Here is a 26,214-nt window from a genome sequence, read left to right as displayed (position 1 = left end):
AAAGTGTATACCTAATTAGTCATAAGCATCACTTTTTTTGCGACAGATCAATTTAATTGAGTGATACAGATCACAGTAAACATTGGTACCCGTAAAAATGGTGACAGCCGGTTCTTCTTCAGGACTATTGAAGCGCTTGATATTTTCGGTATCCTGTCGACTATGAAATCTAAAATGACCACTACCCTGCTACGACTGATGCTCATTTACATCGTCATTAGCGCAGGCTTATCCACCTTTTCTATTGTTAACCTCGCCTACAGTTTAGGGGATGCTCGGGTTATCAACGCCTCAGGCTCGCTGCGAATGCAAAGCTATCGGTTGTTGTTCTTTGCGAATTCAGGCAGTCAGCAAGCCCTGCAAAAGATCAATGAATTTGAACAAACCTTATATTCGGATGCGCTGGCCAATCACGGTGGATTCTTCACCCCTAAGGAAATTGAAGATCAGTATCAAATGGTGGTGGATAAGTGGCAAAACATGAAGCAATACATATTGTTAGAGGATTCACGATCCTACGCCGCTAAACTGATTCCATTCGTTGATATGATTGATCACATGGTGCTGCTAATGGAGCAACACGCCAAACGCAAGTTGATCATGTTGGCGGTAAGTCTTGCGGTGGGGTTATTGATCATGCTGTCGATGGCGTTTTGGGCGATTCGTTTTGCAAAACGCAACCTTACTACGCCCTTAGATGATTTGGTTGTTGCTTCTCAGCGCATTCGAAACCGAGAATTTGAATTACAACTGGGACAATATCATTTTGCAGAGTTAACCGAAGTGGCCGGCGCTTTTCAGCAAAGCGCCAACGACATGGAAGAGCTCTACCGCGACTTGCAATCTCGTGTTGACCAAAAAACCGAAGCGTTATCGAAGGCTAACCAAGAGCTGGTTATCGCCAACAAAGTCATGACGGATCTTAGGGGCAATCAGAATATCCACATCCGCCTAAGCGCCGCGCTCACCACCATCACCGAACTCGAATACGTGCAATACGCTCGCATTCATCTTGACGACCTAATGGCGCAAGACATCGAAGCTCACAATGGCTGGCCTAAGGCTGTTGAACCGAGTCTAATATTGCCCCTGAGTCACGACAACAGCGATGTAGGGGAGTTGCACCTATACGGGCAATGCAGCCTGTCGAAGCCCTTGTTTGAACAACTCGCCAACATGATCTCTCGAACCCTGCTGATTCAAAAGTCCGAAGACGAGCGCCAACAATATGCACTGTTAGACGAGCGCGCCACCATTGCGCGGGAGCTGCACGACTCGCTGGGTCAGGTGCTGGCCTTTTTGAAAATTCAAACCAATTTGCTGCGCAAAGGCTTTAAAGACGACCCTATTCCGCAAAAAGCGCAAACACCGCTTGTGGCCATCGAGGAAGGTGTGTCCACCGCTTATCGCCAATTGCGAGAATTACTCACCACCTTTAGGTTAACCATTAATGAGCCGGATTTGCACAGCGCCTTGGTTAGCATGGTGGAGCATTTACAAAAAGACTGCACCGCCCCCATTACCTTGCAGGACGAAATTCCGCGTCACTACTTGCAGCCCGCTCAACACATCCACATTCTGCAAGTAGCCCGAGAAGCGTGTATTAATGCGATAAAACACGCCAACCCAACTAAAATAATCATTGGTTGCCGAGTGGTTTCACCTGAGCTTGTGTCCATTACCATCAGCGATGACGGTGTTGGCATGCCAGACATTAACCACAAAGAAGGCCATTTCGGCTTAGGAATTATGCAAGAACGCGCTGCTCGACTAGACGGCCAGATTAATATTGAAACTAGTGCTGGTCATGGCACCACAATCGGTTTAACATTTCCCGCATCAGCAGTTGCTAAGGAGCGCACATGACACTCGCTTACTCAGTATTGGTCGTAGATGATCACCCGTTATTACGCAATGGCATTTGCCAACTTCTGCAAGCAGAAGATGAATTTGAACTATTCGGAGAAGTTGGCGCGGGCATTGATGCCCTAGCAGCAATGCGCGGAGATGAACCTGACATCGTGTTACTCGACCTTAATATGAAGGGCATGAGTGGACTTGACACCCTTAATGCGATTAGAGCCGACGGCATTACCTCAAAAGTGGTCATATTAACGGTATCGGACAACAAGCAAGACGTGATTCGCTTGCTTCGCGCCGGAGCCGATGGTTATTTGCTTAAAGATTCGGATCCGGATGAACTCATCGCTCAGCTTAAGCAAATTATGCTTGGCGAAACCATCATCAGCGAGCAATTACGCCCTTACCTGCAGGATCTTAACCAACCGGATTCCGATACCAGCTGGATAATGGAGTTAACCCCTCGCGAGTTGCAAATATTACAGCTCGTTGCCGAAGGCATGAGTAACCGAGCGATATCCGACAGCCTGCACATTAGTGAAGGCACGGTTAAAGTTCACATTAAGAATTTGCTGCGCAAAGCCGAAGCCAAATCACGAACTGAAATGGCGGTACGCTACCTCAATCAATAACCGTTTTTAAAAGCGAACCAAGCGTTGAGGACTTTGATAAAGTCCTCAACGCCCAATTGCGTTTGCGACTCTTCAGTATATAAGCTTAAACCGGCGTCATACTCTTCACTGTCTTCACCCACTGTGCCGTTTACCCATACAAACACGTCACCGTCATCAATTTGAATGCTTATCTCTCGGCCAATGTACTGCCAATCCGATAGCGCACTCAAGTCGTCTATGCGTAATAGCTGTTGTTGCAGCGATGCGTTTAGCGCCAGTTCATCGTTAAACCAATGACCCAGCACTTGCTGTTCCATTGACAACTGGGTCATCACACGACCATCGATGGGGTCTTGTCTAAACTGATAGTCCATACATCCTCGTAGCAATAAAAAAAGAGCCGAACGTCGGCTCTTTTTTCAGGTAACCGCTAGACGCTTATTCAGCAGTCGCGGCTTTCTCGATTGAAATAAGTTCTACTTCGAATACCAAGGTCGCGTATGGAGGGATTTTTCCGCCCGGCTGAACATTGGCGCCGTAGGCCAGCTCCTGAGGAATAACGAAGCGGTATTTTGAACCCACTGACATCAACTGAACACCTTCGGTCCAGCCTTTAATAACGCGATTTAGCGGGAATTTAGCCGTTTCACCGCGACCGTATGAGCTGTCAAATTCAGTACCATCGATCAAGGTACCGCGATAATGCACTTCAACCGTATCTTCAGCCGTTGGCTTTTCACCGTCAGCAGCGGTTAGCACTTCGTATTGCAGTCCAGAGTCTGTAACCTGAACGCCTTCTTTTGCCTTGTTGGCTTCTAAATAATCGATGCCCGCTTGCTTAGCTTCTTCAGCCGCTTTGTTTTCTTTGGCCGCTTGCAGCTCATTCACTTTGGTTGAAAACTCGCGCATCACGCTTTGTAGCTCTTCTTCCGTCAACTGACCGTTACCCGCTAAGGTTTCGGCAAAGCCTTGAGTAACAGCTTCTTGATCTACTTCAACGCCCAACTCTTTAAGATCTTTAAGACTGAGTTGCTCAGCCATTACTACGCCCAACGCATAGGATTCTTTTTGAGCAGTCGTGGTGATCTTTGCCGCAGCAACGGCTGCGTTATCTGCCGATTTAGATTGATCGTTACAGGCGCTCACACCAGCAATCGCTAACGCGAGTAGCGACACTTTCAATACAGATTTCATTAAGATTCCTTAAATAAGTGCAGTTTCCACAATGACTGTGGCTTTTTAGAGGTTGGCAATACTCTACATTATGTAATTTAAAACGCCAAGTAATCTGCACTCCTCACGTAATTAGTGGCGTAAAAGCTTTCGGTTTAATGGCATAAGTGGCTACAATAGCGAGAGGAATCCAACATTAAGGTGTATGTGTGGAACAAACATCGGTTCAACTATTGGCGGAAAAGCTCGAAAGCCGCCAAGCTTTTCAAGACGAATTAATTGACTCTTTAAACCAAGAAGTTATACGGTTAAGCGAGCAGGTCCAAAAGCAACAGGTGCAAATTGAGTACCTAGCCAAACGACTCGCTGCGCATGCGCCATCTAACTTGGCGTCGGAACAAGACGAAACGCCACCACCACATTATTAAGCCATGAGCCAATTGCTAAGAAACATCAGCTACCTCGTTTTCGCCTTGCTACTCACAGGGTGTGCGACCAACAGTTTGTTTATGCCCTATCCTGCGCAACTGCAAGGCTACCAACAACAGCTGAGCCAAGGGCAAAGCAAACCGCCTACGGACTTATCCGCCAAAATAAACGGCGAAGACGGCATTTTATACGCTCAAGAAGCCGGTCGGATCGCCCAGCTCAATGGCGATTTTGAGCAAAGTAAAGGCTATTATGCAGCCGCTATCCGGGCCTACAACAGCGCCGACTTCGACGCCACTATCAGCGCTTCTAACCTCACCGCCAATGCCTCGAGCGTTCTGCTTAACGACAACGCTCTACCCTATCGTGGCCCGGGCTTTGAGCGAATTTTAGTGCATCAATATCAGGCCTTTAACTATCTCATGTTGGGAGATATGGAAGGCGCTTTAGTGGAAGTCAGACGCGCCAACGAATTGCAACAAATGGAGCAAGCTCGCTACCGAAAAAACAACGCTGAGCTGCAGGCAATGGAAAACGGTGCGGTCACCGCTGAGATGAATCGATTGTCGAAATCGTCAAAGGCCACCAGCTCTTTCCTAAACGCCTACAGCTATTACACCACCGGCTTGCTACACGAACTAAGCGGTGAGCCCAACGACGCCTACATTGACTATCGTAAAGCCGCCCAAATTTACCCCAATCGCTACGTTGAACAAGAGTTAGTTCGCTTAGCCAGATCACTCGGTATGCAGCAATACGAGGAGTTTAAACAAAAGTGGGGTGAAGCGAAGACCATGCAAGCGGGTCAAGGCCGCATGGTGGTAATTTACGAGACTGGCTTTGTACCGGCTAAAAAAGAGTTTTCGGTGCCGTTTCGAATCGACGGTATGTGGCAGACGGCTTCCATGCCTACCTACGCTAACCGAAACAAACACGCAGCCTCTGCCAACATCGCCCTTGGCAGCAACACCCGCCTGCAAGCACAGCCTATCAGTGACATTGACGATTTAGCGGTCAATGCGCTGGTTGAAGAAATGCCGGCCATTTTGGTGCGACAGGCGGCCAGAGTTTACGCAAAAGCCGAAACCAATCAATGGGCTCAACGCAAGAACGATTCTTGGGGTGGAGTGGCGATGGAAATATTCAACATCATTAGCGAGCGCGCCGATTTGCGCAGCTGGTTAACCTTACCAAGCCAAGCTCAAATCGCACAAGGTTACGTAGAAGCCGGTTCATACCCCTTGCAAATCAATGCTAAACTGGCAGAAACTATTGAAATTAAATCCGGTCAAACGACTCTCGTTTGGGCGATTCAAACCGGCTCGCATCTTCGAGTTTTCAGTAAAACGTTATAACAAGCAGACAGGTAATTTATGAAAAAGATGAAGTATTTATTGTTAATTGTGATTGGTCTTGGCTTGAGTGCTTGTCAGTCAAAGGTTGAATACGGTGACGCCGGTGAAGTGGAAACAGTCAATGAAAACTTTGGCTCCACTGATCTACAAGCCATCGCGGCTAAAATGGTGGACAGCATGCTGACGTTCCCGCCAGTAATGGAAATGACCGCCAACGATCGCCCCATTATTTTCGTGGATCGTATCAAGAACAAAACCTCGGAACACATTGATACTGAGTCCATCACCGACAGCATCAGCACTAAGTTACTGCGTTCAGGTAAGTTCCGCTTTGTAGACATGACCAAAGTCGATGCGGTTCGCAAGCAATTAGATTACCAAAACAGCTCAGGTATGGTGGACCCTTCCACAGCCATCAGCTTTGGTCGTCAGGTGGGCGCTCAGTACATGCTGTACGGCAACCTATCTAGCATCGTTAAGCAACAAAGTTCAACCCGCGATGTGTACTACAAAATGACCATGCGTTTAATGGATCTAGAAACCGGCTTGATTGAGTGGCAAGACGAGAAAGAAATTCGTAAAACTAAGTCCAAATCCTTTTTGGGCATGTAATCTCAGTCGAGATCAAATCACAAAGCCGACCGCAAGGTCGGCTTTTTAGCTATTCCGGTTTAAACAAGCCAATCATATCGCCAGATTTAGATTGTTGCTCGCTTTCTAGTTGCTGCTGAGTATGACCGCAATCGGCGCATTCAATGGTTTCTATGCCTTCTAGAATAAACAACATGATGCTGTCTTTGGCTTGGCATTTTGGGCAAACCGCCCCCGCTATAAAGCGTTTTTTTCTTTTGCTCATGTGAATTTAGAATACCCAAGACAAACTATTTGGTATTCTATGCTCCTAATCTTTTATTTGTAATTTGTCGCTATGATAACCCTAAATCAAGCTCAACTCATCCGCGGTGGGCGAGTTTTGCTTAACCACGCCAGCTTCACCATTTACCCCGGCCACAAAGTAGGCCTAGTGGGTGCTAATGGCTGCGGAAAGTCTTCGCTATTCGCCTTGTTAAAAGGGGAGATTCAGCTTGATAGCGGCGATTGCGATTTCCCTAAAGGGTGGCAGGTGGCCAGCGTTGCTCAAGAAACGCCGGCACTCAGTCGCTCTGCCATCGACTACGTGATTGATGGCGATATCGAATATCGGACACTGCAACAGCAATTAAGCGATGCAGAGCTTGCCGGTAATGGTGAAGCCATTGCCCTGCTTCACGGGCAACTGGATGCCATTGGTGGCTACGCCATCAACGCCAGAGCGGCAGAGTTGCTGGCGGGTTTAGGGTTCAGCGAAGCCATGCAGCAACAAAGCGTAAAGTCATTCTCCGGTGGTTGGCGAATGCGTTTAAACCTGGCTCAAGCCTTGTTGTGTCGCTCCGACTTACTGCTGCTCGATGAACCCACCAACCACCTCGATTTAGATACCCTGTTTTGGCTTGAAGGCTGGTTAAAGCAGTATCAAGGCACCTTAGTACTGATTAGCCACGACCGCGATTTTCTCGACAACGTCATTGGCGAGATCATTCACATCGAAAACAATGAATGCGTTAGCTACCAGGGTAACTATTCTCGTTTTGAACGAACGCGAGCAGAACGCAAAGCTCAGCAAACCTCCCAATTTGAAAAGCAGCAAAAACAAAAAGCCCACATGCAAGCGTATGTGGATCGGTTTCGTTACAAAGCTTCAAAAGCTCGTCAAGCGCAAAGCCGACTCAAGGCTTTAGAAAAAATGGCTGAGCTAGCTCCGGCGCAAGCGGATAACCCCTTTAAAATGCGCTTTTTGAAACCCGCTGCGCTGCCGACGCCATTAGTTAAAATGGATCAGGTGCAAGTGGGTTACGGTGACACCCCTATTTTAGATAAGGTGCAGCTGAATTTGGTGGCGGGCGCTCGCATCGGCTTGCTGGGACGCAACGGGGCTGGTAAGTCGACCCTTATTAAGCTGTTAAGTGGTGAGCTTCACCCCATGCAAGGAGAGTTTGAGCCAAGCCAAGGGTTAAGCATTGGCTACTTTGCCCAGCATCAGTTGGAGCTGTTGTCACTGCAAGACAGCCCTTTAACGCATTTACAACGACTTGCTGAGAATCAAACCGAGCAAGAGTTGCGCGATTATTTAGGGGGATTCGGATTCAGCGGTGACAAAGCCCTACAAGCGGTAGCGCCTTTTTCTGGCGGTGAAAAAGCGAGACTGGTGTTGGCTTTACTCGTATGGCAAAAGCCGAACCTATTGTTGTTGGACGAACCCACCAACCATTTGGATCTGGATATGCGCTCGGCACTGACCATGGCCTTGCAAGATTTCGACGGCGCAATGATTATTGTGTCCCACGATCGCCATTTGCTGAAGGTCAGTTGCAGCGACTATTACCTAGTGGATCAAGGTCAAGTGCAGCCATTTAATGGCGACTTAGACGACTATCATCAGTGGCTGCTTAACCAAAGTCGCGAACTGGCCAGTAACGCCCGAGCTCAGAGCGACAAGCCAAGCGTTGATCGAAAAGCGCAAAAACGCCAACAAGCGCAACTTCGACAGAAGCTATCGCCGCTGACGCAAAAGGCGAAGAAGCTTGAGACGCATCAGGCTCAGTTGCAGACGAAATTGGCCGACATCGAGCAACAGCTATCGGATTCAGAACTCTATTCAGCAGCCAACAAAAGCAAACTCACCGAACTGCTGAAACAACAAGGCGAGTTTAAACTAGCGCTAGAAGAAAGCGAATTGGAGTGGTTTGATATACAAGAGCAAATTGAAGAGATTCAAAGTGCTGCCGATTGATTGGCGAAAGGTGGAGCGCAATTACGCCCAAGTTCAGTGCAAACAGGCTTTGTTGGGTTTGCAAGATGAACACGAAGTCGACGTAAACTTAGCCTTGCTGGCGTTGTATTGTGACCAACAACGTCTGACCATTAACCCAAACTGCTGGCCAAAACTGCTGGCAACATCGGCGCTTTGGCAGCAACAGTTGGCACCGTTGCGAGCCATTCGTCGAAGGGCAAAAAGTGGCAACCCTGGTTATTATCAACGCTTGTTGGCCATCGAGTTGATGCTGGAGCGCCAGTTGCAACAACAACTCACACCGTTGCTGCAATTGAGCAAGTCCGCTGGAGACAATCTTGGCTGTTTAGGTCAGCACTATGGCGTAACAAGCCTTGTTCCCGCTTTACACCCGTTCGTGTAATTCCTTAATCAAGGTTTCGCAGTTTTTGCGGGTAATTGCGTAAATACTCAGCTGAGGATTGGCTCCTAAACTGGTGGGGAAAATAGAGCCATCCATCACAGTGAGGTTTTTGTAGTAATGGCTTTTGCCCTGAGAAGAAACCCAAGCCATGGTGGGATCTTCTCCCATGGCACAGCCTCCCATAACATGCGCCGACGCCACCACTGTGGTTAACTCTTCGAAATTGGTTTTGGCGATGACTTTACTGGCATGCTGCCAAGATTCAAACATCGGCATGTTGTCATGAATCGGCAACACCGCTTTAGCCCCAGCGGCAAATTGCATTTGTGCCATTGCCATAAAGGCTCTTTTAGCCGCCTCCCAAAACCCTTTCGAAAGCGGGTAATTTAAATGGGCATGGCCTTGCTCATCTAACACCACCTGACCGGCGCCATGTAGACTGTCAAAACCATCCCGCACCAGCGCAATGGAGGCGTGCAGATAATTAAACTGCTTCATAAGATCGGCATGTTGACGACCAAAGCCGAAGCTTTTGCTTGCCAACAGCATTGGGTGTAAAGGGGCCGCTTCTATCTTAAACCCCATTCGCCCTTGCACCCCGTTTTTCCAAACAAATTCATCAGAATAATAGCTTTGCGGAGCGCCAGAGTGGGCTTTGATAGGCTCATCGAAAATGGCGGCGGAAATAAGGCTTGGATGTAAGGTGGTATTGCGTCCTAAAACACGGTGTGGATCCTGTGCATTGGAGCGCATTAATAAAGCCGGGGTATTAATGGCGCCACCAGCCAGAATGACGTGCTTCGCTTTTACGCTAAACTGACGACTTAAGCTGCGATCCGCTTCATCAATGGCACGCACCAAGAGTTCATTAACTCGCTCGCCATCAAAGCTCATTTGCCACACCTGCGCCTGCGTTATCAAACGCGCACCATGGCTAAGTGCCGTAGGGATGCTGGTGACTAACATGGATTGTTTAGCGTTAATAGGACAGCCCATGCCACAATAGCCAAGGTTCCAGCAGCCTTTGACGTTGCGGTTAATTTTAGTGTATTGCCAGCCCAATGCTCGACAACCATCGGCGATAACTTGATTGTTTGGGTTGGCGTCCGCCGTCCAGGTAGTGATTCCTAAACGCTGTTCTGCCGCTTCAAAATACGGCGCGAGCGATTGAGCATCCAACCCCTCAACACGTTTGTCCGATTGCCAAAAAGACAACGTTTTGTCGGGAGTTCGAATGGACGTGGTCCAATTGACCGTAGTGGAACCGCCCACTGCACGCCCTTGCATAATGCCGATGGATTGTTGCTGATTAAGCATAGCGGCGCTTTGTTGATACAACTCCGGGTAGGCACGCCGCTCTTCCATAACAAAGTCTTTGGAGCGTTTAAGGGGCCCCGCCTCTAATATCAATACCTTAAAGCCAGCCAGCGCCAGCATTTCAGCCGCGGTAGCACCGCCGGCGCCAGAGCCCACTATAACCACATCGGTTTTCAATTGCTCTGCATTGGCTATATCGGTTGCTTGTTGTACGTTCCAGCCACTGGCGATTCCAGCTTCAAAAGGATCCGGGGTCATTAACTGGCTCCAGGTATGTTGGGTTTATGGTAACCAAGCGTTGGCCAAACGTCGGGATCGGAGTAGTAACTGGCAATGATGAGATTTCTAAGCCCTAAATACGCCTGTTGCAGCATCTCAATGAAGCTGTTTCGCCACGATTCAAGCACTTGCTGAATTTGTGCCGGCGATTGCAAAGCCAACGGCGTGATGCTGCCCACCAGCAACAAGTTCCCAAACTGTGCTTCAAGTGATTGCAACAGCTCTTGCATCTGTTCTGCTTGGTGCTCCGGTAACAGCGATATGGTGGTCAAACAGTTGTCGATACAGCGGTTAATTGCGCGCTGTCGCGGTTGAGTCACTTCGGGAAGAATGCCGTCGAGCAACACAGGAACCAAGGCCGCCAACAGCACCCGATGATGTTCATCATAATTGCTGTCGTCAAACGCTTTATCAGAGTACAGTTTGACTCCGAAAGCCATTGCCGCGGTGCTAGCGATACCTATGGTTAAAAAAGTGCGCCTACGCATCTGGCCTCCCTAGCCACTTTTCCGTTACTCTTAAGTTAGCAATGTAGCAAGCGCATTTACTGCGATGCAACTAAGATCAGCCAAAAGGCCAAAAAATGAGCTCTGGATTTACACCGGCGTGGTGGGCCAAAAGCCCGCACACCCAAACCATCATTCCATTACTGACCCAACCCAAGCCGATACCCCTTAAACAACAACGCTTGGAAACCGATGACGGCGATTTCATCGACCTTGAATGGTTGGCAACGCCGACAGCAAACAAACCGATTGTGTTAATTTTGCATGGGTTAGAGGGCAGTGCTCGCAGTCATTACGCCAAACGCTTGCTGCTCGATTGTCAAAAGCAAAACATAAGCGCGGTGGTGCATCATCACCGCAACTGCTCATTAGAGCCTAACCGCTTAGCCAGAAGCTATCATAGCGGCGATACCCAAGACTTGGCGTTCACGATCGCAAACCTTAACGCACGTTTCCCTAATAACCCCATTTTGGCGGTTGGCTATAGCTTGGGGGCTAATGTACTCGTTAAATACTTAGGCGAACGGCCCCATAACAGCGGCATTAAAAGAGCCGTAGCCGTCTCTGCTCCGCTGCAATTAAGTGCGTGTGCTAAACGACTTGAAAAGGGATTTTCTAAGGTTTATCAAAGCTATCTCATAAAACAGCTGCAGCAGCGGGTTCGGCAAAAATTAGCCCAGCCTCACCTAGTGGACAAAATGCCGCTGTCGTTGCAGCAAGTCGACCAGCTTAAAACCTTTTATCAGTTCGATGATCAAGTGACAGCCCCGCTGCACGGATTTAAAGACGTTCACGATTATTATCAACAAGCGTCTGGCCTGCCCTATTTAAAGTCCATTGAAATACCCACTTTGGTGCTGCATGCTCAAGACGACCCCTTCATGAATCAAGACGTCATTCCAACCCGTGCTCAGCTGTCTCAGCAAGTACAGTATCAACTCTGCAGCCATGGTGGTCATGTTGGATTTATTGAAGGAGGCAAACCCTGGGCGCCAAAATTTTTTCTAGAACGCCGCATTCTTCACTTTTTAAAAGGCAGTTAATCAACCATGTTAATTCCCTATGAATCGTTGCAAGCCCTCGACCCTGATACTCTGGAAAACCTAATCAAAGAGTTCATTTATCGGCAAGTTGAAGATCTCAATATCAGTCAACTCGACGATGCTAAAATGACCGAAGCAATAGCGCTGTGCAAACGGCGTTTAGCCAAAGGCGAATTGATGGTGGAATACTCTGAGGACGACGAATCGGTTGCCATTAAAGACAAAGAACAATTGCTGAAACCTTGACCTAAGACCTTGTTGAGGCATATAAAAGACAGTTCGCCTATAAGGAATTTAGACCATGTCCATTAAACACCCGATTATTGCGGTAACCGGTTCTTCTGGTGCCGGGACGACAACCACCACCAATGCGTTTAAGCACATCTTTCGGTTGTTGGGCTTAAAAGCGGCCATTGTTGAAGGCGACAGTTTCCACAGCCACACTCGCGCCGAAATGGAAATGGTGGTTCGTAAAGCCAAAGAAGCGGGCCGTGATGTCAGCTATTTTGGGCCCGAGGCGAACGATTTTAAGCGACTAGAGCGCTTTTTCTCTGAATACGCGGCAACGGGCTCTGGCGAAATAAGAAAATACCTGCACACCTTCGACGATGCAGTACCCTTTAACCAAATGCCGGGCACCTTTACCCCTTGGACTCCCCTGCCGGAAGATACCGACCTGCTCTATTACGAAGGATTGCACGGCGGCGCGGTAACGCCTGACGTGGACATAGCCTCTCATGTGGATTTGCTCATCGGTATGGTGCCCATTGTTAACCTAGAGTGGATTCAAAAGATTGTTCGAGACACCAATGACCGTGGCCACAGTCGCGAAAAGGTTATGAGCTCGATTGTGCGTTCAATGGATGACTATGTGAATCACATGACGCCGCAATTTTCTCGGACTCACATTAACTTTCAGCGAGTCCCTACGGTGGACACCTCAAACCCGTTCAGCGCCAAAGACATACCAAGCAGCGACGAAAGCTTTGTTGTAATTCGCTTTCGCGGCATGCGCCAAGTGGACTTCACCTACTATTTGCGCATGATTCAAGGCAGCTTTATGTCGCGTCGTAATACCTTGGTGGTGCCTGGGGGAAAAATGGGCTTAGCCATGGAATTATTGTTAACCCCACTGATTCAAGATTTAATTGATAGAAAGAAAAGCTTAACCACCAGAGATGATTAAGGAGTCACTGCATGGTCACTAAATACCAACAATACAAAGTGCTGCAAGTTGCCGAAGGCGCTTTGGGCACCTTGTTTCTAGGTGCGTCAGGTATGCCTTTAGAAAAGCTTGAAGCCACCCTCAATGAAGAAGCCGCTCAGGGCTGGCAATTGGTTTTTCAAGTGATTGAGAAGCGTCGCTTTTGGCTGTTCTGGAGCCGTGAAACTGTCATCATTACCTTAGGCCGCTAACATGCTAACCCTTGATGAGTGTCAACGTGAAAAAGACGAGTTGCAGCGTCAACTGAACCAACTTACCGATGAAACCCGCACTCGCATCTATGGTAAGTTGAAACGACAGCTGAAGGACCCTGATACCTATGCGGTGTTGAACTATCTGTTTATCGCAGGAATGCATCACTTCTACTTAGGTAAGATCAACCGAGGATTCATCAACCTATGCTGTTTTTTATTGGGGTTGGTGTGGTTGATTATGGGCTCGGTGTGGGGGCTGGTGCCGTTGATTATAATCACCTTAATCGAGCTAAAAGCACTGTTCCAATCGCAGCGAATTGTGGCTAATTACAATCTCAATGTAATGAAACAATTAATGGGCGTTAGCGTGGCAGAGCAATAGTCTCCCGATACGGCTGACTGGCGAGATAGTTATCAAGGCGCGATTCCAGCTCCTCAATTAACTGCGAGTCTTGAGTTGGTGCTTGCTGCGCAAACTCAATCGCTCGCCGCTGGGTTAGCACGGCATTGCTAAAATCCCCCACCTCAGCGTAAGCCGCTGCTAAATTATCCAATCCGGTGGCATTATCGCCGTTTTCAGCCAGCAATGCCTTGCCTAAGGCAACTGCGCGCTCTCCATCGCGATGTTTCGCTTCGGGGCAGGTTGCCAGTAGCCACACCAGATTATTTTGGGCGGCTGGGTTTTCTACTCGTGAAAAATAATCAATGGCCTTGCCGCAATTCCGTTCAACACCAATACCGCCCGAGGCAAAAATAAACCCGAGTTGAAAACTGGCCCACTGCGGCTCCGTTGCCAACAATTTATGATACCAATGCTGCGCTTTGGCGAGATCACGAGGTAAATACTCGCCGTTAAATAAGAAGTCAGCCAAGGTGTGAATGGCTTTGGAATAGTCAGCGTTAGCGGCAAATTCTAACTTTGATAAAGCGGCTTGTTCATCTTTTGGTAAATAACGCCCAGAGAGTTGCATAACCCCCAGCAAATAGTGCGCTCTTGGGTCACCTTGACTCACTTGATAGCGCAGTAAGGCGATTCGCGACTGAATGATCTCTGCTTGCGGTTGAGGCGTAGTAAAAGCATTCGCTGGCGATTGAATAACAAGGGCCAATAATACAAGCAGGTAAAAAGGCGAACGAGATGCAATCATATTCATTCTCTTGCGGTGACTTACCATGAGTTAACGCCACAAATCGGCATTTGTCCAGTCTATTGGACTAAAGCCCAATCGTGAAATTTGTGTGATTTAGTTAAGTTTCTGGTGTTATTTGCCGATTCTGCTCGCAAATTGCTCAATAAATTAGTGTGGAATCACGAGAAAAGTGTGAGTGAGTTGTCAGTAATGAATAATAGATCCGCTTAATTCTGGTGGAAAGTTGACATAATTTAGCAAAGTACGAAAATGGAACGACTCAATAAGTGACGTTGTTCACAGCCCAGATTTTTTAAGACGCGCTGACAGTACTCATAGAAGCCGCGTCTTTTTAGTTTTTTGACATTTATATATTGAAACAGAGGATCCCATTATGGCTCTAATCGGAAAACCAAAACCCGATCCAACCTTAGAATGGTTTTTGTCGCATTGTCACATTCACAAATACCCAGCGAAAAGCACCCTTATTCATGCGGGCGAAGAATCGGATACGCTTTACTACATTGTAAAGGGATCAGTTGCGGTACTGATTAAAGATGAAGAAGGCAAAGAAATGATTTTGTCTTACCTAAACCAAGGTGACTTCATTGGTGAGCTAGGCCTGTTTGAAGATCAATCCGAGCGTACCGCTTGGGTTCGTGCTAAAGCGCCTTGTGAAATTGCAGAAATTTCTTACAAGAAATTCATGCAACTTATTCAAGTGAACCCTGACATTCTAATGAAGCTGTCGGCTCAAATGGCGCACCGCTTACAAAGCACCAGCCAAAAAGTGGGCGATTTAGCTTTCTTAGACGTTGCTGGTCGTATCGCGCAAACCCTGTTGCACCTAGCCAAACAGCCGGATGCAATGACTCACCCAGACGGCATGCAAATTAAGATCACTCGCCAAGAGATTGGCCAGATTGTTGGTTGTTCTCGCGAAACCGTTGGTCGTATTTTGAAAATGCTGGAAGAGCAAAACTTAATCCAAGCCCATGGTAAAACCATTGTGGTCTACGGGACTCGCTAATTTTCTAATTTAGTGAAGATAGCTCACAAAAGCCAACCTTAGCGGTTGGCTTTTTTTGTGTGTTAATTACATTAGCAATTGCTCACCTAAGCGCAACCTCGCCAATTGTTAAACTTTACAAAAAATTTTCAAATCATTATCAATCACAAAATTATCTTCACTTGATGAGCAAAATTTGCAGCAATCAACACTTCTAAAATCCGCCGCAGAGCTGGATCACACCCTACCAACATTTGCACAAAATCCAGTCACCTATTTGCTAGATTATCGGTGAGATTTTTAGGCGACGTTTCACGTAACTCTGTAACTCTGTTTACAGCTATTGATTACAACCATAAAGAAACGCGCCGGACTCATAATCACAATTACGCAGGAGTAATATATGTCTTTTAAGCAAAAGGCGTTAGCCACTACCGTTGCCATGGCCCTATTTGGTTTAGGTGCCTGCGGTAGCGATGGAAAAGACGGCCCTCAAGGACCACAAGGTCCAGAAGGCCCACAAGGTCCAGGTGCCCCAGAAGTACCTAATCACGCAACTTCAGCTGAGTCTCTAAACCTAGAGTACTTGGAAGCTGGTATCGATGCCGATGGCATTCGCACTACAACCTTCAAGTTGACCAACGAACAAGGTCAAACCGTAGTCGGTTTACCGCGCGTTCGTTTCCTATCTTCACAATTGGCTATGACCGATGCCGGTTACAGCGAGCGTCAAAGCTTTGGTTACCCACGTTGTGAAACTGGCGAAGACGGCTGCTTGGTTGACCACGGCGACGGTACCTATACTGTTACCGCAACACCAGAAAACGCCGACAAGTACGATGCTAGCCTACCGCAACGTTTTATGGTTCGCGTAGAATCTAACATTGGTATTCCAGGCATTGGCCCTGTGCCAGACATCATGCCTGAATACGACTTCATGGTTGATGGGTCTGACCTTACTGCCACCCGCGCAATGGTGGCTACCGAGTCTTGTAACGCTTGTCACACCGACATTGCCTACGCTCGCTACGATACCTATGACCGCTCTCCGCACTATGCCAACAACGTAGAAGCTTGTTCTACCTGTCACTCTCCTGACGGACAAGAGCGTCGTGGTATCTTTGTACAACGTGCTCACCGTTGGCACTCTGGTCTACCGACCAACACTCACGTAACCGCGGCCTACGACTGTACTTCTTGTCACGTAACTGACGCTACAGAAGAGCTGCCAAACGGCGCTGAGTGGTTAGCCCCTACTGCTAACATTCAATCGTGCCTAGGTTGTCACGGTGATGGCGATACCTATCCACGCACCGAGTACACTCACAGCTTTGGTTCTACCATGACTGATAGCTGTACTAACTGTCACAGCACTGCTCAACAAGATCACGTTGATCGCGTTGCTGCGCGCACCAATGCTCGCAACGCCTTTAGCGTAAACGTTACTGATGTAGCAGTTGCGCCAATGACCTCTGATCGTGGTGGCAACAGCTACAATACTGCCGAAGTAACCGTAACCTTAACTATCCTAGATAGCGAAGGCATGCCAGTTACTCAAGCACCAAACGAGTCGCAACTGTTCAACGCGATGCGTATCACTGCTGCTTGGGATGCAGATGCGGGCTACCGTATGCTAACCACTGAAACCAAAGCAGATGGCTCACTTGGCCGTTTAGCGGATCACTCAGTGAACTACCGTGTAGAAGGCATTGCCCCGACCACTTCTGTTCCTGCAGAAGGTAAGTACACCTACGTTATCTCTGGTCAACTTGAAGATGACAACACTAAAAACAACACTGGCCTAATCATTCCAAGCAATACTGATATGGCTGTTGGTGTATTAGCGGTTGAAGCACAAGTTAAGGCTGATGAAAAGACTGGTGTTCCAGCAATGGACGGCAAGCTAGTTGAGCGTATTCGTTCTACTACCGCCTTCTTTGACATGAACGGCCTAGTTGACGACAGCATGAAGCGTCGCCAAGTAGTTTCTAACGAAAACTGTGCCTCTTGTCATGGTGATCAAGCCTACGGCATGCACACTCGTCGTAACGACTTAGAGCAACAATGTGTCGCTTGTCATAACGTTAACATGGCTCAGTGGGATAAAACCTTCAAAGCTAAAGGCGTTGCTCCAGAAGACACTGTAGTTGATCACTTCGCATGGAACACTTATGTTCACGCTCTTCACGCTCAAAACCGTGCAGAACAGAACTTAGATGAAACTGAAGCGAAGCGCGTATTCAAGTACCCAGCTCGTCTAAACGACTGTGCACAATGTCACGTTGACGGTTCTGTGAACCTAGTTGCTATCGAGACTACCGGTGCCTTGATCACTCGTCATGACATGACTGCTGATTCAGACTTCTTTGCAACCAGCCCAGCTGCTGCGACTTGTTACTCTTGTCACAACGGTGAAGCGGCTAAAGCACACATGATTCACAGTGGTGCTGCAACGTTCGAGAAAATGATTGACGCGACCAACGCTACCTTCGACGGTGACGTAGTGGTTGATGCCAAACTGCCTCGCGAAAGCTGCTCTGTATGTCACAGTGAAGCAAACATTGCTGAAAAACACAGCTTCTAAGAACTTTTAAACTTATTGATAATACCCTGCAAACCACTATCAATAAGAAAAGAAGTTTACAGTAAGTTGCAAAAAAGACGCCTTTATGGCGTCTTTTTTTATTCCCCAGAGCCTTAACAAACTCATTAACACAATGTTAGGTAACTGTATCTAACCGCGCCCAAAGCTAGATCTAACTCACAATTTAGTCGGCAGATAAGTTCCAAAAATCAATCCAGTACTGACAATCGACAACAAGTTTTTATTAAACCGCCAAACGGCATTAAAGCGCCTTTTTTGGGAAATTTCGCCTGCCTATAATCGGCTCAGGTCAAGCCAAATTGACCGATATAACAACAATGACAAACTCATTTGCAGGAGTAATACATGTCTTTAACCAGAAAAACCGTTCTAGCCACTATGCTAGGCGCCATGTTCACACTTGGTGCTTGCAGCGATGGTAAAGATGGCGCCCAAGGTCCACAAGGCCCTGAAGGCCCACAGGGACCCGAAGCACCAAAACCACCTTTAGTCATTACCTCGGCTCAAGCTCAAGTGCTTGAGTGGACCTACGGTGACGGTACCGTAAACGTTACCTTCGCCATTCAAAACCAAGACGGCGAAAACATTGAAACCTTAGATCGCGTCCAATTAATGTCTACCGTTACCGACGAAAACGGTATGCTAGCAGACACCATAGACGTTACTTATCAAGCCGGTTCTGACTCCTCTGTGGGTACCTTAGAACACACGGGCGATGGCGTATATAGTCTCGTTGTTCCACAAGACGGGGTTACTGCTGACTCTACCGGTATCGGTTATGTTCGTCCTGGTTGGCGTAGTGCTAATGACGGCGTTCCTCGTACCAAGCGCATTATGTTCAACGACTCTGACAACCTAGCAAAGGTTCAAACCACTGATGATGCCAAATGTGTGGCTTGTCACGGTGAATTTGATGCCGCATCAGGCAACGCGACTTGGGGCTGGCACCAGCACCACCATGCACTAGACAACGACCAAAATGTGGTAGTGGTTGAAGCCTGTTTGGTATGTCACACCGACGTTCAAAAAGAGAATGGCGGTTGGGCTAATAACACCATGGCGATGTTCGGCCACGGTAAGAAGTTCGATGCTGACAATGGCATGGTCTCTTCTGGCCACTCTGCCCTATGGAGCAACTACTCCATGGACATGAAGCGTTGTTCAACCTGTCACATGGATGACGTGGTATTTACCGCCACCATCAATGGCTGTGCCACCTGTCACACCAACCTTCAAGATCCAAACAACGGTCTAGGGGTTGACCACAGCGGCTTTACCGACGCGAACTGTACCTCTTGTCATAATGCTGACGGCGGTTTCTACTACGACCACAACAACGGCAAAGCTCGAGACGAAGCATTGAATCGTTATAGCTTCGACGTGTTATCTGTTGCTCGTAGCGACGACAAAGCCAACATCTTAGTCACCGTAAAAGCCATGGACGCTGACGGTAATGCGGTTGATGTGACAGCGATTGACCCAATGGATGCAACGCCTCGCGGTTGGGCGACCGTTATGAAAAACGGTGAAGCCATGCTTCCAGGTCGCGATGCCGGCCACGTAGCTCGCTCTACCGGCGTTGTCGCTGGTAGCGAAGCCGACACTTACGTATACACCATTGAGCATGCCCTGCCGTACATGGATGGCGAAGTGCTACTTGGCGGCGTTGATGGACGTATATTCCACAACAAAGATGGCGCTTCGCCTCGCGCTCCTATTACCGTATCTAACGTTAAAGACGTTCGTCGCACCAGCTCAGACGGTCTGAAATGTCTGAACTGCCACACCGAAGGTCTTGACGGTCACGGTTCTCAACGCGGTGGTTTTGACCTAGGCGGCGACGCTTGTGTTCAATGTCACAGTGCTTACAACTGGGAGCACGACAAACAAGATAAAGACCACCCAATGGCGTGGGGCCCATTCGTTCACAACATGCACTTTGGTGCGTACAACGAAGAGCGTGACCTAGGTAAGATGCCTACCGTTGACCGCAACAAGAAAGTTGAGTGTGTTGCTTGCCATACGGGTGACATCGACCTCGCCAACGTTGCACCGGCACTGGTACTTAATGGCATGGATCAAGATAACGTTTACGGTATCACGCCAATTGCAGCCAACTGCGCGACTTGCCACACCGGTGCAGCAGCCAAAGCACACATGGAACAAAATGGTGGTGACTTTAATGTTGCAGTAACCCCTGCAGGTACTCACATGGGTGAAAGCGACAGCTTCAATGTGTTTGACCCTGAGCCAGTTGTAGAGTCTTGCTCAGTGTGTCACAGCCCTGCGAAGATGGCTGAGTACCACAACTACTAATCGGCAAAAAAAGGGCCTGCTTACCCTGCACACGCGCAGCGCCCTTTTTATTGTAGGTATTAGATAAAAAAAGACGCCTTGATGGCGTCTTTTTGATGGATAACTGCTGTCAGCTAGTTAGCGTTGGTGCTCTCAAAAATTTTATCCGCCGACGCGGCAACAAAACCCTGATAGAGCCTTCCATCAGCGTCTTCGTGGCGCAGCGCAAATTCGTAAAAGCAACTTGGGATATCAAGCTTGGCATCCGTTAACTGCACCAGTTGCGAATCAGCCATAGTGGACGACTGCTCGAGTAATACTGCTTTCGAGCCTTTAATTTCACCACCGGAAGCATTCAGAGTAAAGCCGCCATCTTTAAGGGCTTGATTCACCTGTTCAAGGGTCTCAAACCCTGGCAACTCATTCACCGACACCGTAAAGTGATTGGCTCGATAGCCCCACACCGACATCCAAGCGGCGTACTCACTGCGCTGGGCAAGCAGCTGATACTCGTCCTTGGAGACTTGCCAGTGGGTTCCACTGTACAAGAACTCCGGCTTGGACACGTCCGCTGGATTCACGTTGGCAACCATGCGCTTGATGATGGTCTGCACCTCGGTAGGCATTTCTTCTACTAATAATTCAGAAATGAACACCTTAGGGTAGTGTGAATTGGCGTGCTGAAAGTGTTTAGCTTTAAGCTTCTTTGCCTCAAAGTCATACTGACCCGCTTCAAAATAACCCAAATCTAAAAAATGCTGGGCTAAAGCGTCCACGGTTACCGGCCCTATATTAAAGGTTCGCAACGCAATGTGGTCGTTAATGATATCAGCACCGCCGCCCAGTAACTCGTGTATCGGTTGAGCGCTGGGGGTATGGCTTAAATAATCTTGCCAAAGCCCGTCAAATAATTGTTCTACCGTAAGCATGATGGAGTATCCTTTTACAACTCGATTCCAGGACTAAAGGTGGCGGGTAACGCCAACGCATCCGCTTCTACTGAGGCCACCGGATAGGCACAATAATCAGCTGCATAATAAGCACTGGCTCGATGGTTACCGGAAGCACCAATACCACCGAACGGTGCCGCGCCAGAGGCTCCTGTGGTTTGTTTGTTCCAATTAACAATGCCCGCTCGAATTCGAGCTAGGAAGTATTGATAATCCGCTACGCTGTCTGCCAAAAGACCCGCTGATAAACCGTATTTGGTGTTGTTGGCCAGCTCAATGGCTTGGTCAAAGGTTTGATAACGAATCACCGAAAGTAACGGCCCAAAATACTCTTCATCGTCAAGCTTGGTTACCGCGGTTACATCAATCAAACCAGGGCTGATAAGGCCTGTGTTGGCTTGCAGCAATTCCATGGTCACCAATGGCTCGGCACCGGCTTCTACCAGTTTTTGCTGAACCGCAAGCATGCCATTGGCCGCTTGATGAGAAATCATGCTGCCGGCAAACGGCTGTGGCTCGGCATTCCAAGGGGCTACTCGAATGGCTTTAACCGCTTTGACCAGCTCGGCAAGCAGCGCGTCGCCCTGCTCGCCTTGTTGCACATACAAACGACGGGCACAGGTACAGCGTTGTCCGGTAGAAATGTAGGCCGACTGAATGATTTCATAAACCGCCGCTTTGATATCACTGACATCTTTCACAACCAAAGGGTTATTACCGCCCATTTCCAGGGCTAAAATGCGTCCAGGATCGCCAGCAAACTGCTGATGCAATAAGTGCCCAGTGCGGGAGCTTCCAGTAAAGAACAAGCCATCGATTTGCGGAGAGTTAGCCAAGGCTTTACCGGTTTCAACCGTGCCTTGAACCAGGTTAATAACCCCCTCTGGCAAACCGGCCTGTTGCCATAACTTCAGCATAAACTCCGCCACCGCAGGGGTTAATTCCGACGGCTTAAAGACCACGGTATTCCCCGCTAACAAGGCAGGTACTATGTGACCATTGGGCAAGTGTCCCGGGAAGTTATAAGGGCCAAACACGGCAACCACACCATGAGGCTTGTGACGCAACACAGCGGTGGCCCCCGGGATGTCATTGCGTTTCTCGCCAGTGCGCTCTTGGTACGATTGCATCGACAGGCCAATCTTGCCGATCATGGCCGCCGCTTCCGTGGCGGTTTCCCACAATGGCTTACCCGTCTCTTGAGCAATCAGCTCTGCCATTTGTTGCTTATGCTCGGTAAGTTGCGCCTTATATTGCTCAACCACAGCAACGCGCCCTTCATAACCCAACATGAACCAGTCAAACTGAGCTTGGCGAGCTGCGCTTAAGGCCGCATCAACTTGTTCGGGTGTGGCGCTATGCCCTTGCCATAAAGTTTCATTATTAGCAGGGTTTACCGATGTCATGGCCTCGCCGTTGCCGGCCAGCCACTGTCCTTTAATAAAATGAGTCATAAAAACTTCCTTAGCTTAGCAACAGACGCAGCGTATCGCCCTGTTGCACTTTTAACGCTGCCGCTTGTTTGTGGGTGATATACACCACCCCATCCTGGGCTTCACTATGTACCGTCACTTGGGCCGCTCGATAGTCCTGAGTCTTGTCATTGGCCGCCAGCAGTTTCACGCCTTCTTCAGGCAGCGCATCAACAATGACAACTTGGTAGTTGTCGCTGTTTCTAACGCTTGCGATATCACCCAATAGGCATTCAACCGTTGGACCGGCATCGAAGATATCAACGTAGCCACGACAGCGCAGCCCTTCGGCTTCTAAGAGCTTAAGGGCTGGGCGTGTGTTGGGGTGCACTCTGCCAATCACTTGCTGCGCTTCAGTGGGCAGCAAACAGGTATAAATGGGATTACGGGGCATCAACTCCGCCATAAATGACTTTTCACCCATACCACTCAAGTAGTCGGCATAAGGAAAGTCGATGGTAAAGAAGTGCTTTTGCAGCCAATCGAAAAACGGCGACTGGCCTTGGTCATCACTCACCCCTCGCATTTCGGCAATCACACGCTCACCAAATCGGTGCGGATGTTGCGCCATGAACAAAAAGCGATGCTTTGATAGCAAGCGACCGTTGCCGCTATGGCGATAGTCTTTCTTCAAAAACAAAGTACATAGCTCGGCTGCACCTGTGTAGTCGTGGCACATGGTCAAGGTTTCAACCTCGTTACGTACCGACAGCTTTTCACTGTGATAGACTTCGGTACCAAGGCGATAATGATAAAACGCGTCCACCAGCCCAACCGCCGCTTCGATACCACTGGTACCCACCACTTCGCCGGTCTCTGTGTCTTCTAACACCATCAGATAACCTTCATCGTGGGGGCCTGCTACCTCAGCGCTGAACGAGGCTTCGCTGCGCTTGATTTTACGTTCCAGCAAGTCGCGATTAAGCGGCAACGATGTGAAGCCGTGTCCAGAGGCTTCAGCAATGGTCATAAGCGCATCAATATCAGCCGTTTCAATAGGTCTGACAATAACCATTTATCGCTCCTTAGCTTGCGTTTACAACCGCCGCAACCGCGGCTTCAAATCGCTCTAGGCCCAAGGCAATGTCTTCATCTGGAATTACCAAAGACGGCGTGAATCGCACCACGTTAGCGCCTGCGATAAGACACATGAGCCCTTGCTCAACTGCAGCGACCATAAAGTCTCGAGCTTTGCCTTGATAGTCTTGATTCATCACGGCTCCGATGAGTAAGCCTTCTCCACGCACACACTCGAATACTTTGTATTTAGCGTTAATGGCATTCAAGCCATTTTTAATCAGCTCATGCTTGGCTTTAACACCCGCCAATACCGGCGCTTGATTCACCACGTCCATCACCGCTTCACCAATTGCACAAGCCAGCGGGTTGCCGCCGTAGGTAGAGCCGTGGCTGCCGATTTTCAAGCTTACGGCGATTTCATCTGTAGTGAGCATAGCGGCGATTGGGAATCCACCGCCCAGCGCTTTTGCTGTGGTTAGGATGTCCGGTACCACATCGGTACCCATATAAGCATACAGCTCGCCAGTACGGCCCATGCCGGTTTGCACTTCATCAAAAATAAGCAAGGCATTGTGTTGGTCACACAGAGCACGCACCTGACGCAAAAACTCAGGCTCGGCTTTGATGATGCCACCTTCACCTTGTAACGGTTCCATCATCACCGCACAGGTGTTGTCGCTGATAAGCGCTTTAAAGGCTTCAATGTCGTTGTAATTGATGTGGTCGATGGCGCCAGGCTTAGGTCCGAAACCGTCGGAGTAGATGGCTTGGCCACCCACTGATACCGTAAAGAAGGTGCGACCATGGAAACCTTGGTTAAACGCAATAATTTGATTTTTATGCTCACCGTGTTTTTCTAGAGCGTGGCGACGGGCTAACTTCAACGCCGCTTCGTTGGCTTCGGCGCCAGAGTTGGCAAAGTAGACTTTATCAGCAAAGGTGGCATCTACTAGCTTAGATGCCAAACGCAGCGCTGGCTCGTTGGTCATGACATTAGATAAGTGCCAAAGCTTTTGCCCTTGTTCAGTAAGCGCCGTTACCAATGCGGGGTGGCAATGACCGAGACAGTTGACCGCAATTCCGCCGGCAAAATCAACATACTCTTTGCCTTGCTGATCCCAGACACGGCTGCCTTCACCTTTTACAGGTATTACAGCTGAAGGTGCATAGTTAGGCACCATAACGTCATTAAAAGTGTCACGAGAAACGGATAGTGGGTTAGTCATTGAACTCTTCCTTTATTTTTATTTGGGAGGCTAAAACTCATGATTAAGCGCTTTATACTGCAGGTTGCAAACTTGTTAAACGCGCTCGAGGCTCAGCCTCTTTCTTAAAATTCAGACCATTATTAGCCGATCTGAGTGCTAATTGCTAGTTATGAGCATTTACACTTGCGAAACACTCTGTTTGAAGTGAATAAACATGAACTAACAGGTGACTAAAACCTCGTATAAATCGCTTATTCGAGAAATAAATAGTCAAAAATAATCATTACGATTAATGCAAAGCCAGTATTATGCATTTATTGTGCATAATGACGCATTAATCAAACTGAGATAGCAACCACTCATTGCACAACTTGATGGCTTTTTCTGATTCAGGTAACCAATCAAACAGCGGGAATACGTGGGGCATGTCGTCCCAAAGCCTAAATCGAACCGGTCGTTGCGCTTGTTGCAGTTTTTTAGCCAGTCGACACGAGTCATCTCGTAGCAACTCTCTTTCACCAGCTATCAATAGAGTATTAGGCACCATGCTTAAATCTGCCAGTAACGGCGACAACATCGGATGACTTGGGTTATGCCCGTCAAGATAGGCACTGCGCAGCCGTAACATGCCTTCTAAAGTGAAAAACGGATCATCAACGTCCAATATGGCTTCTGCATCCCCGGTCATGGCCAAATCGGTAGCGGGCGATAGCAGCATTAACCCCTTCGGAATCGGCAACTGTTGTTGCTCACATGCAATCATCAGCGCCAACGCCAAATGACCACCCGCTGAATCACCCCCGACAATGATTTGCTGACTATCAATGCCTCTATCGAGCAAGGACTTATAACTGCTAATTACGTCATTGATTGCTGCTGGAAAGGGGTGCTCTGGTGCCAGTCGATAATCGGGAACCCAGGCTTGCACTTTTGCTTCTTTACAAAAATGGCGAATTAAATGAGCGTGGGTATTGGGCGTTCTAAAGCAAAATCCTCCGCCTCGAAGATAAAGAAGATGGCGGTCGACTGAAGACTCTCGATGGCGATAGCGCCATAAACGACAATTCGGCAGCTCAGTAAAGGTGGCATTAAGCGATTTAGGAATATCGACAAAACGGGCATCTAATGCTTCTAGCTTCTCTCGAATATCGCTTAGGCTGGCGGTGAGTCGCCCTTTAGGCCCCAGTTGACTCATCCCGGGTCGTGCGATCATGGACATGATGCTATTGAGCACCTGACTTTGCCAACTGGCCATGAAACCTCCTATAAAGAAAAAGGCCCAAAGTGACGAACTGAG

The 26,214-nt window shown here is 48.5% G+C and carries 26 protein-coding genes; 15 read left to right on the top strand and 11 right to left on the bottom strand.

Annotated elements, in window-relative coordinates; all coding sequences use genetic code 11:
- Positions 1-174: 174 nt before the first annotated feature.
- Positions 175-1,866, top strand: coding sequence for a nitrate/nitrite two-component system sensor histidine kinase NarQ (narQ, locus tag CLC91_RS01065; RefSeq protein WP_158220665.1), 1,692 nt, complete (start codon positions 175-177; stop codon positions 1,864-1,866).
- Complete coding sequence (locus tag CLC91_RS01060) at positions 1,863-2,492, top strand: response regulator (protein WP_095499836.1); 630 nt, start codon at positions 1,863-1,865, stop codon at positions 2,490-2,492. The genes narQ and CLC91_RS01060 overlap by 4 nt, the downstream gene beginning before the upstream one ends.
- On the opposite strand, the gene CLC91_RS01055 is transcribed toward CLC91_RS01060, so the two are convergent.
- Both CLC91_RS01055 and CLC91_RS01050 read right to left on the bottom strand, forming a co-directional pair.
- Positions 2,486-2,848 carry a YacL family protein gene (locus CLC91_RS01055; RefSeq protein ID WP_095497101.1) on the bottom strand — a complete coding sequence of 121 codons (363 nt, stop codon included), beginning with the start codon at positions 2,846-2,848 and terminating at the stop codon, positions 2,486-2,488. The two genes, CLC91_RS01060 and CLC91_RS01055, sit on opposite strands and share 7 nt — an antisense overlap.
- Before the next feature lie 64 nt (positions 2,849-2,912).
- A complete protein-coding gene (locus CLC91_RS01050) occupies positions 2,913-3,668 on the bottom strand; it encodes an FKBP-type peptidyl-prolyl cis-trans isomerase (protein ID WP_095497100.1) in 756 nt (251 codons plus the stop codon).
- Positions 3,669-3,856: 188 nt separating this feature from the next.
- On the opposite strand from CLC91_RS01050, the gene CLC91_RS01045 reads away from it, so the two are divergent.
- Genes CLC91_RS01045 through lpoB form a run of 3 tightly spaced genes read left to right on the top strand, consistent with a single transcriptional unit; the run spans position 3,857 to position 6,043 of the window.
- Positions 3,857-4,075, top strand: coding sequence for a SlyX family protein (locus CLC91_RS01045; RefSeq protein WP_233132550.1), 219 nt, complete (start codon positions 3,857-3,859; stop codon positions 4,073-4,075).
- 3 nt (positions 4,076-4,078) lie between these two features.
- A complete protein-coding gene (locus CLC91_RS01040; protein ID WP_095497099.1) occupies positions 4,079-5,431 on the top strand; it encodes a COG3014 family protein in 1,353 nt (450 codons plus the stop codon).
- Positions 5,432-5,449: 18 nt separating this feature from the next.
- On the top strand, positions 5,450-6,043 hold the full coding sequence (lpoB, locus tag CLC91_RS01035; protein WP_095497098.1) for a penicillin-binding protein activator LpoB: 594 nt from the start codon (positions 5,450-5,452) through the stop codon (positions 6,041-6,043).
- Positions 6,044-6,092: 49 nt separating this feature from the next.
- On the opposite strand, the gene CLC91_RS01030 is transcribed toward lpoB, so the two are convergent.
- Complete coding sequence (locus tag CLC91_RS01030) at positions 6,093-6,287, bottom strand: YheV family putative zinc ribbon protein (protein ID WP_095497097.1); 195 nt, start codon at positions 6,285-6,287, stop codon at positions 6,093-6,095.
- A gap of 72 nt (positions 6,288-6,359) precedes the next feature.
- Here CLC91_RS01030 and CLC91_RS01025 point away from each other — a divergent pair, with 72 nt between their 5' ends.
- The gene (locus CLC91_RS01025; RefSeq protein WP_095499835.1) at positions 6,360-8,261 is read left to right on the top strand and encodes an ABC transporter ATP-binding protein; all 1,902 of its coding nucleotides are present in this window, start codon (positions 6,360-6,362) and stop codon (positions 8,259-8,261) included.
- Positions 8,248-8,664, top strand: a complete 417-nt coding sequence (locus CLC91_RS01020) for a TIGR02444 family protein (protein WP_158220664.1) — start codon at positions 8,248-8,250, stop codon at positions 8,662-8,664. Before CLC91_RS01025 ends, CLC91_RS01020 begins: the two co-directional genes overlap by 14 nt.
- On the opposite strand, the gene CLC91_RS01015 is transcribed toward CLC91_RS01020, so the two are convergent.
- Together CLC91_RS01015 and CLC91_RS01010 are read right to left on the bottom strand one after the other, a co-directional pair.
- On the bottom strand, positions 8,647-10,239 hold the full coding sequence (locus CLC91_RS01015; protein WP_095499833.1) for a GMC family oxidoreductase: 1,593 nt from the start codon (positions 10,237-10,239) through the stop codon (positions 8,647-8,649). The genes CLC91_RS01020 and CLC91_RS01015 overlap by 18 nt on opposite strands.
- Positions 10,239-10,748 carry a TAT leader-containing periplasmic protein gene (locus tag CLC91_RS01010; RefSeq protein WP_095499832.1) on the bottom strand — a complete coding sequence of 170 codons (510 nt, stop codon included), beginning with the start codon at positions 10,746-10,748 and terminating at the stop codon, positions 10,239-10,241. Before CLC91_RS01010 ends, CLC91_RS01015 begins: the two co-directional genes overlap by 1 nt.
- Before the next feature lie 95 nt (positions 10,749-10,843).
- Between CLC91_RS01010 and CLC91_RS01005 the strand changes: the two genes are divergently transcribed.
- Genes CLC91_RS01005 through CLC91_RS00985 form a run of 5 tightly spaced genes read left to right on the top strand, consistent with a single transcriptional unit; the run spans position 10,844 to position 13,610 of the window.
- Complete coding sequence (locus CLC91_RS01005; protein WP_095499831.1) at positions 10,844-11,809, top strand: hydrolase; 966 nt, start codon at positions 10,844-10,846, stop codon at positions 11,807-11,809.
- A gap of 6 nt (positions 11,810-11,815) precedes the next feature.
- Positions 11,816-12,055, top strand: coding sequence for a YheU family protein (locus tag CLC91_RS01000; protein WP_095499830.1), 240 nt, complete (start codon positions 11,816-11,818; stop codon positions 12,053-12,055).
- Between the two features lie 55 nt (positions 12,056-12,110).
- Positions 12,111-12,995, top strand: a complete 885-nt coding sequence (locus tag CLC91_RS00995; protein WP_095497091.1) for a phosphoribulokinase — start codon at positions 12,111-12,113, stop codon at positions 12,993-12,995.
- A gap of 11 nt (positions 12,996-13,006) precedes the next feature.
- Entirely contained in the window at positions 13,007-13,225 is a 219-nt protein-coding gene (locus tag CLC91_RS00990) for a DUF4177 domain-containing protein (RefSeq protein ID WP_095499829.1), read from the top strand.
- A 1-nt stretch (position 13,226) separates the two neighbouring features.
- The gene (locus tag CLC91_RS00985) at positions 13,227-13,610 is read left to right on the top strand and encodes a TM2 domain-containing protein (protein WP_095499828.1); all 384 of its coding nucleotides are present in this window, start codon (positions 13,227-13,229) and stop codon (positions 13,608-13,610) included.
- On the opposite strand, the gene CLC91_RS00980 is transcribed toward CLC91_RS00985, so the two are convergent.
- Complete coding sequence (locus tag CLC91_RS00980; RefSeq protein ID WP_095499827.1) at positions 13,591-14,376, bottom strand: tetratricopeptide repeat protein; 786 nt, start codon at positions 14,374-14,376, stop codon at positions 13,591-13,593. The genes CLC91_RS00985 and CLC91_RS00980 overlap by 20 nt on opposite strands.
- Before the next feature lie 376 nt (positions 14,377-14,752).
- Between CLC91_RS00980 and crp the strand changes: the two genes are divergently transcribed.
- The 3 genes from crp (at position 14,753) to CLC91_RS00965 (ending at position 20,288) form a co-directional block, all read left to right on the top strand.
- The gene (gene crp, locus CLC91_RS00975) at positions 14,753-15,388 is read left to right on the top strand and encodes a cAMP-activated global transcriptional regulator CRP (protein WP_095497088.1); all 636 of its coding nucleotides are present in this window, start codon (positions 14,753-14,755) and stop codon (positions 15,386-15,388) included.
- Positions 15,389-15,770: 382 nt separating this feature from the next.
- Positions 15,771-17,951 (top strand): OmcA/MtrC family decaheme c-type cytochrome, encoded by a 2,181-nt coding sequence (locus CLC91_RS00970; protein ID WP_095499826.1) that lies wholly within the window; start codon positions 15,771-15,773, stop codon positions 17,949-17,951.
- A 366-nt stretch (positions 17,952-18,317) separates the two neighbouring features.
- Positions 18,318-20,288 (top strand): multiheme c-type cytochrome, encoded by a 1,971-nt coding sequence (locus CLC91_RS00965; RefSeq protein WP_095499825.1) that lies wholly within the window; start codon positions 18,318-18,320, stop codon positions 20,286-20,288.
- Positions 20,289-20,401: 113 nt separating this feature from the next.
- On the opposite strand, the gene CLC91_RS00960 is transcribed toward CLC91_RS00965, so the two are convergent.
- The 5 genes from CLC91_RS00960 to CLC91_RS00940 all read right to left on the bottom strand — a co-directional run bounded on the left by CLC91_RS00960 (position 20,402) and on the right by CLC91_RS00940 (position 26,172).
- Positions 20,402-21,199: a DUF1338 domain-containing protein gene (locus CLC91_RS00960; protein WP_408634196.1), complete on the bottom strand. Its 798-nt coding sequence runs from the start codon at positions 21,197-21,199 to the stop codon at positions 20,402-20,404.
- An 11-nt stretch (positions 21,200-21,210) separates the two neighbouring features.
- Entirely contained in the window at positions 21,211-22,671 is a 1,461-nt protein-coding gene (astD, locus tag CLC91_RS00955) for a succinylglutamate-semialdehyde dehydrogenase (protein WP_095499823.1), read from the bottom strand.
- A gap of 10 nt (positions 22,672-22,681) precedes the next feature.
- Entirely contained in the window at positions 22,682-23,704 is a 1,023-nt protein-coding gene (astA, locus tag CLC91_RS00950; protein ID WP_095499822.1) for an arginine N-succinyltransferase, read from the bottom strand.
- 10 nt (positions 23,705-23,714) lie between these two features.
- Positions 23,715-24,935 carry an aspartate aminotransferase family protein gene (locus CLC91_RS00945; protein ID WP_095499821.1) on the bottom strand — a complete coding sequence of 407 codons (1,221 nt, stop codon included), beginning with the start codon at positions 24,933-24,935 and terminating at the stop codon, positions 23,715-23,717.
- Between the two features lie 316 nt (positions 24,936-25,251).
- Complete coding sequence (locus CLC91_RS00940; protein ID WP_095499820.1) at positions 25,252-26,172, bottom strand: alpha/beta hydrolase; 921 nt, start codon at positions 26,170-26,172, stop codon at positions 25,252-25,254.
- Positions 26,173-26,214 lie beyond the last annotated feature (42 nt).

The organism is Paraferrimonas haliotis (assembly GCF_002282895.1).
Classification (GTDB): Bacteria; Pseudomonadota; Gammaproteobacteria; order Enterobacterales; family Shewanellaceae; genus Paraferrimonas; species Paraferrimonas haliotis.
This window is presented reverse-complemented; position numbering and strand designations above follow the sequence as displayed.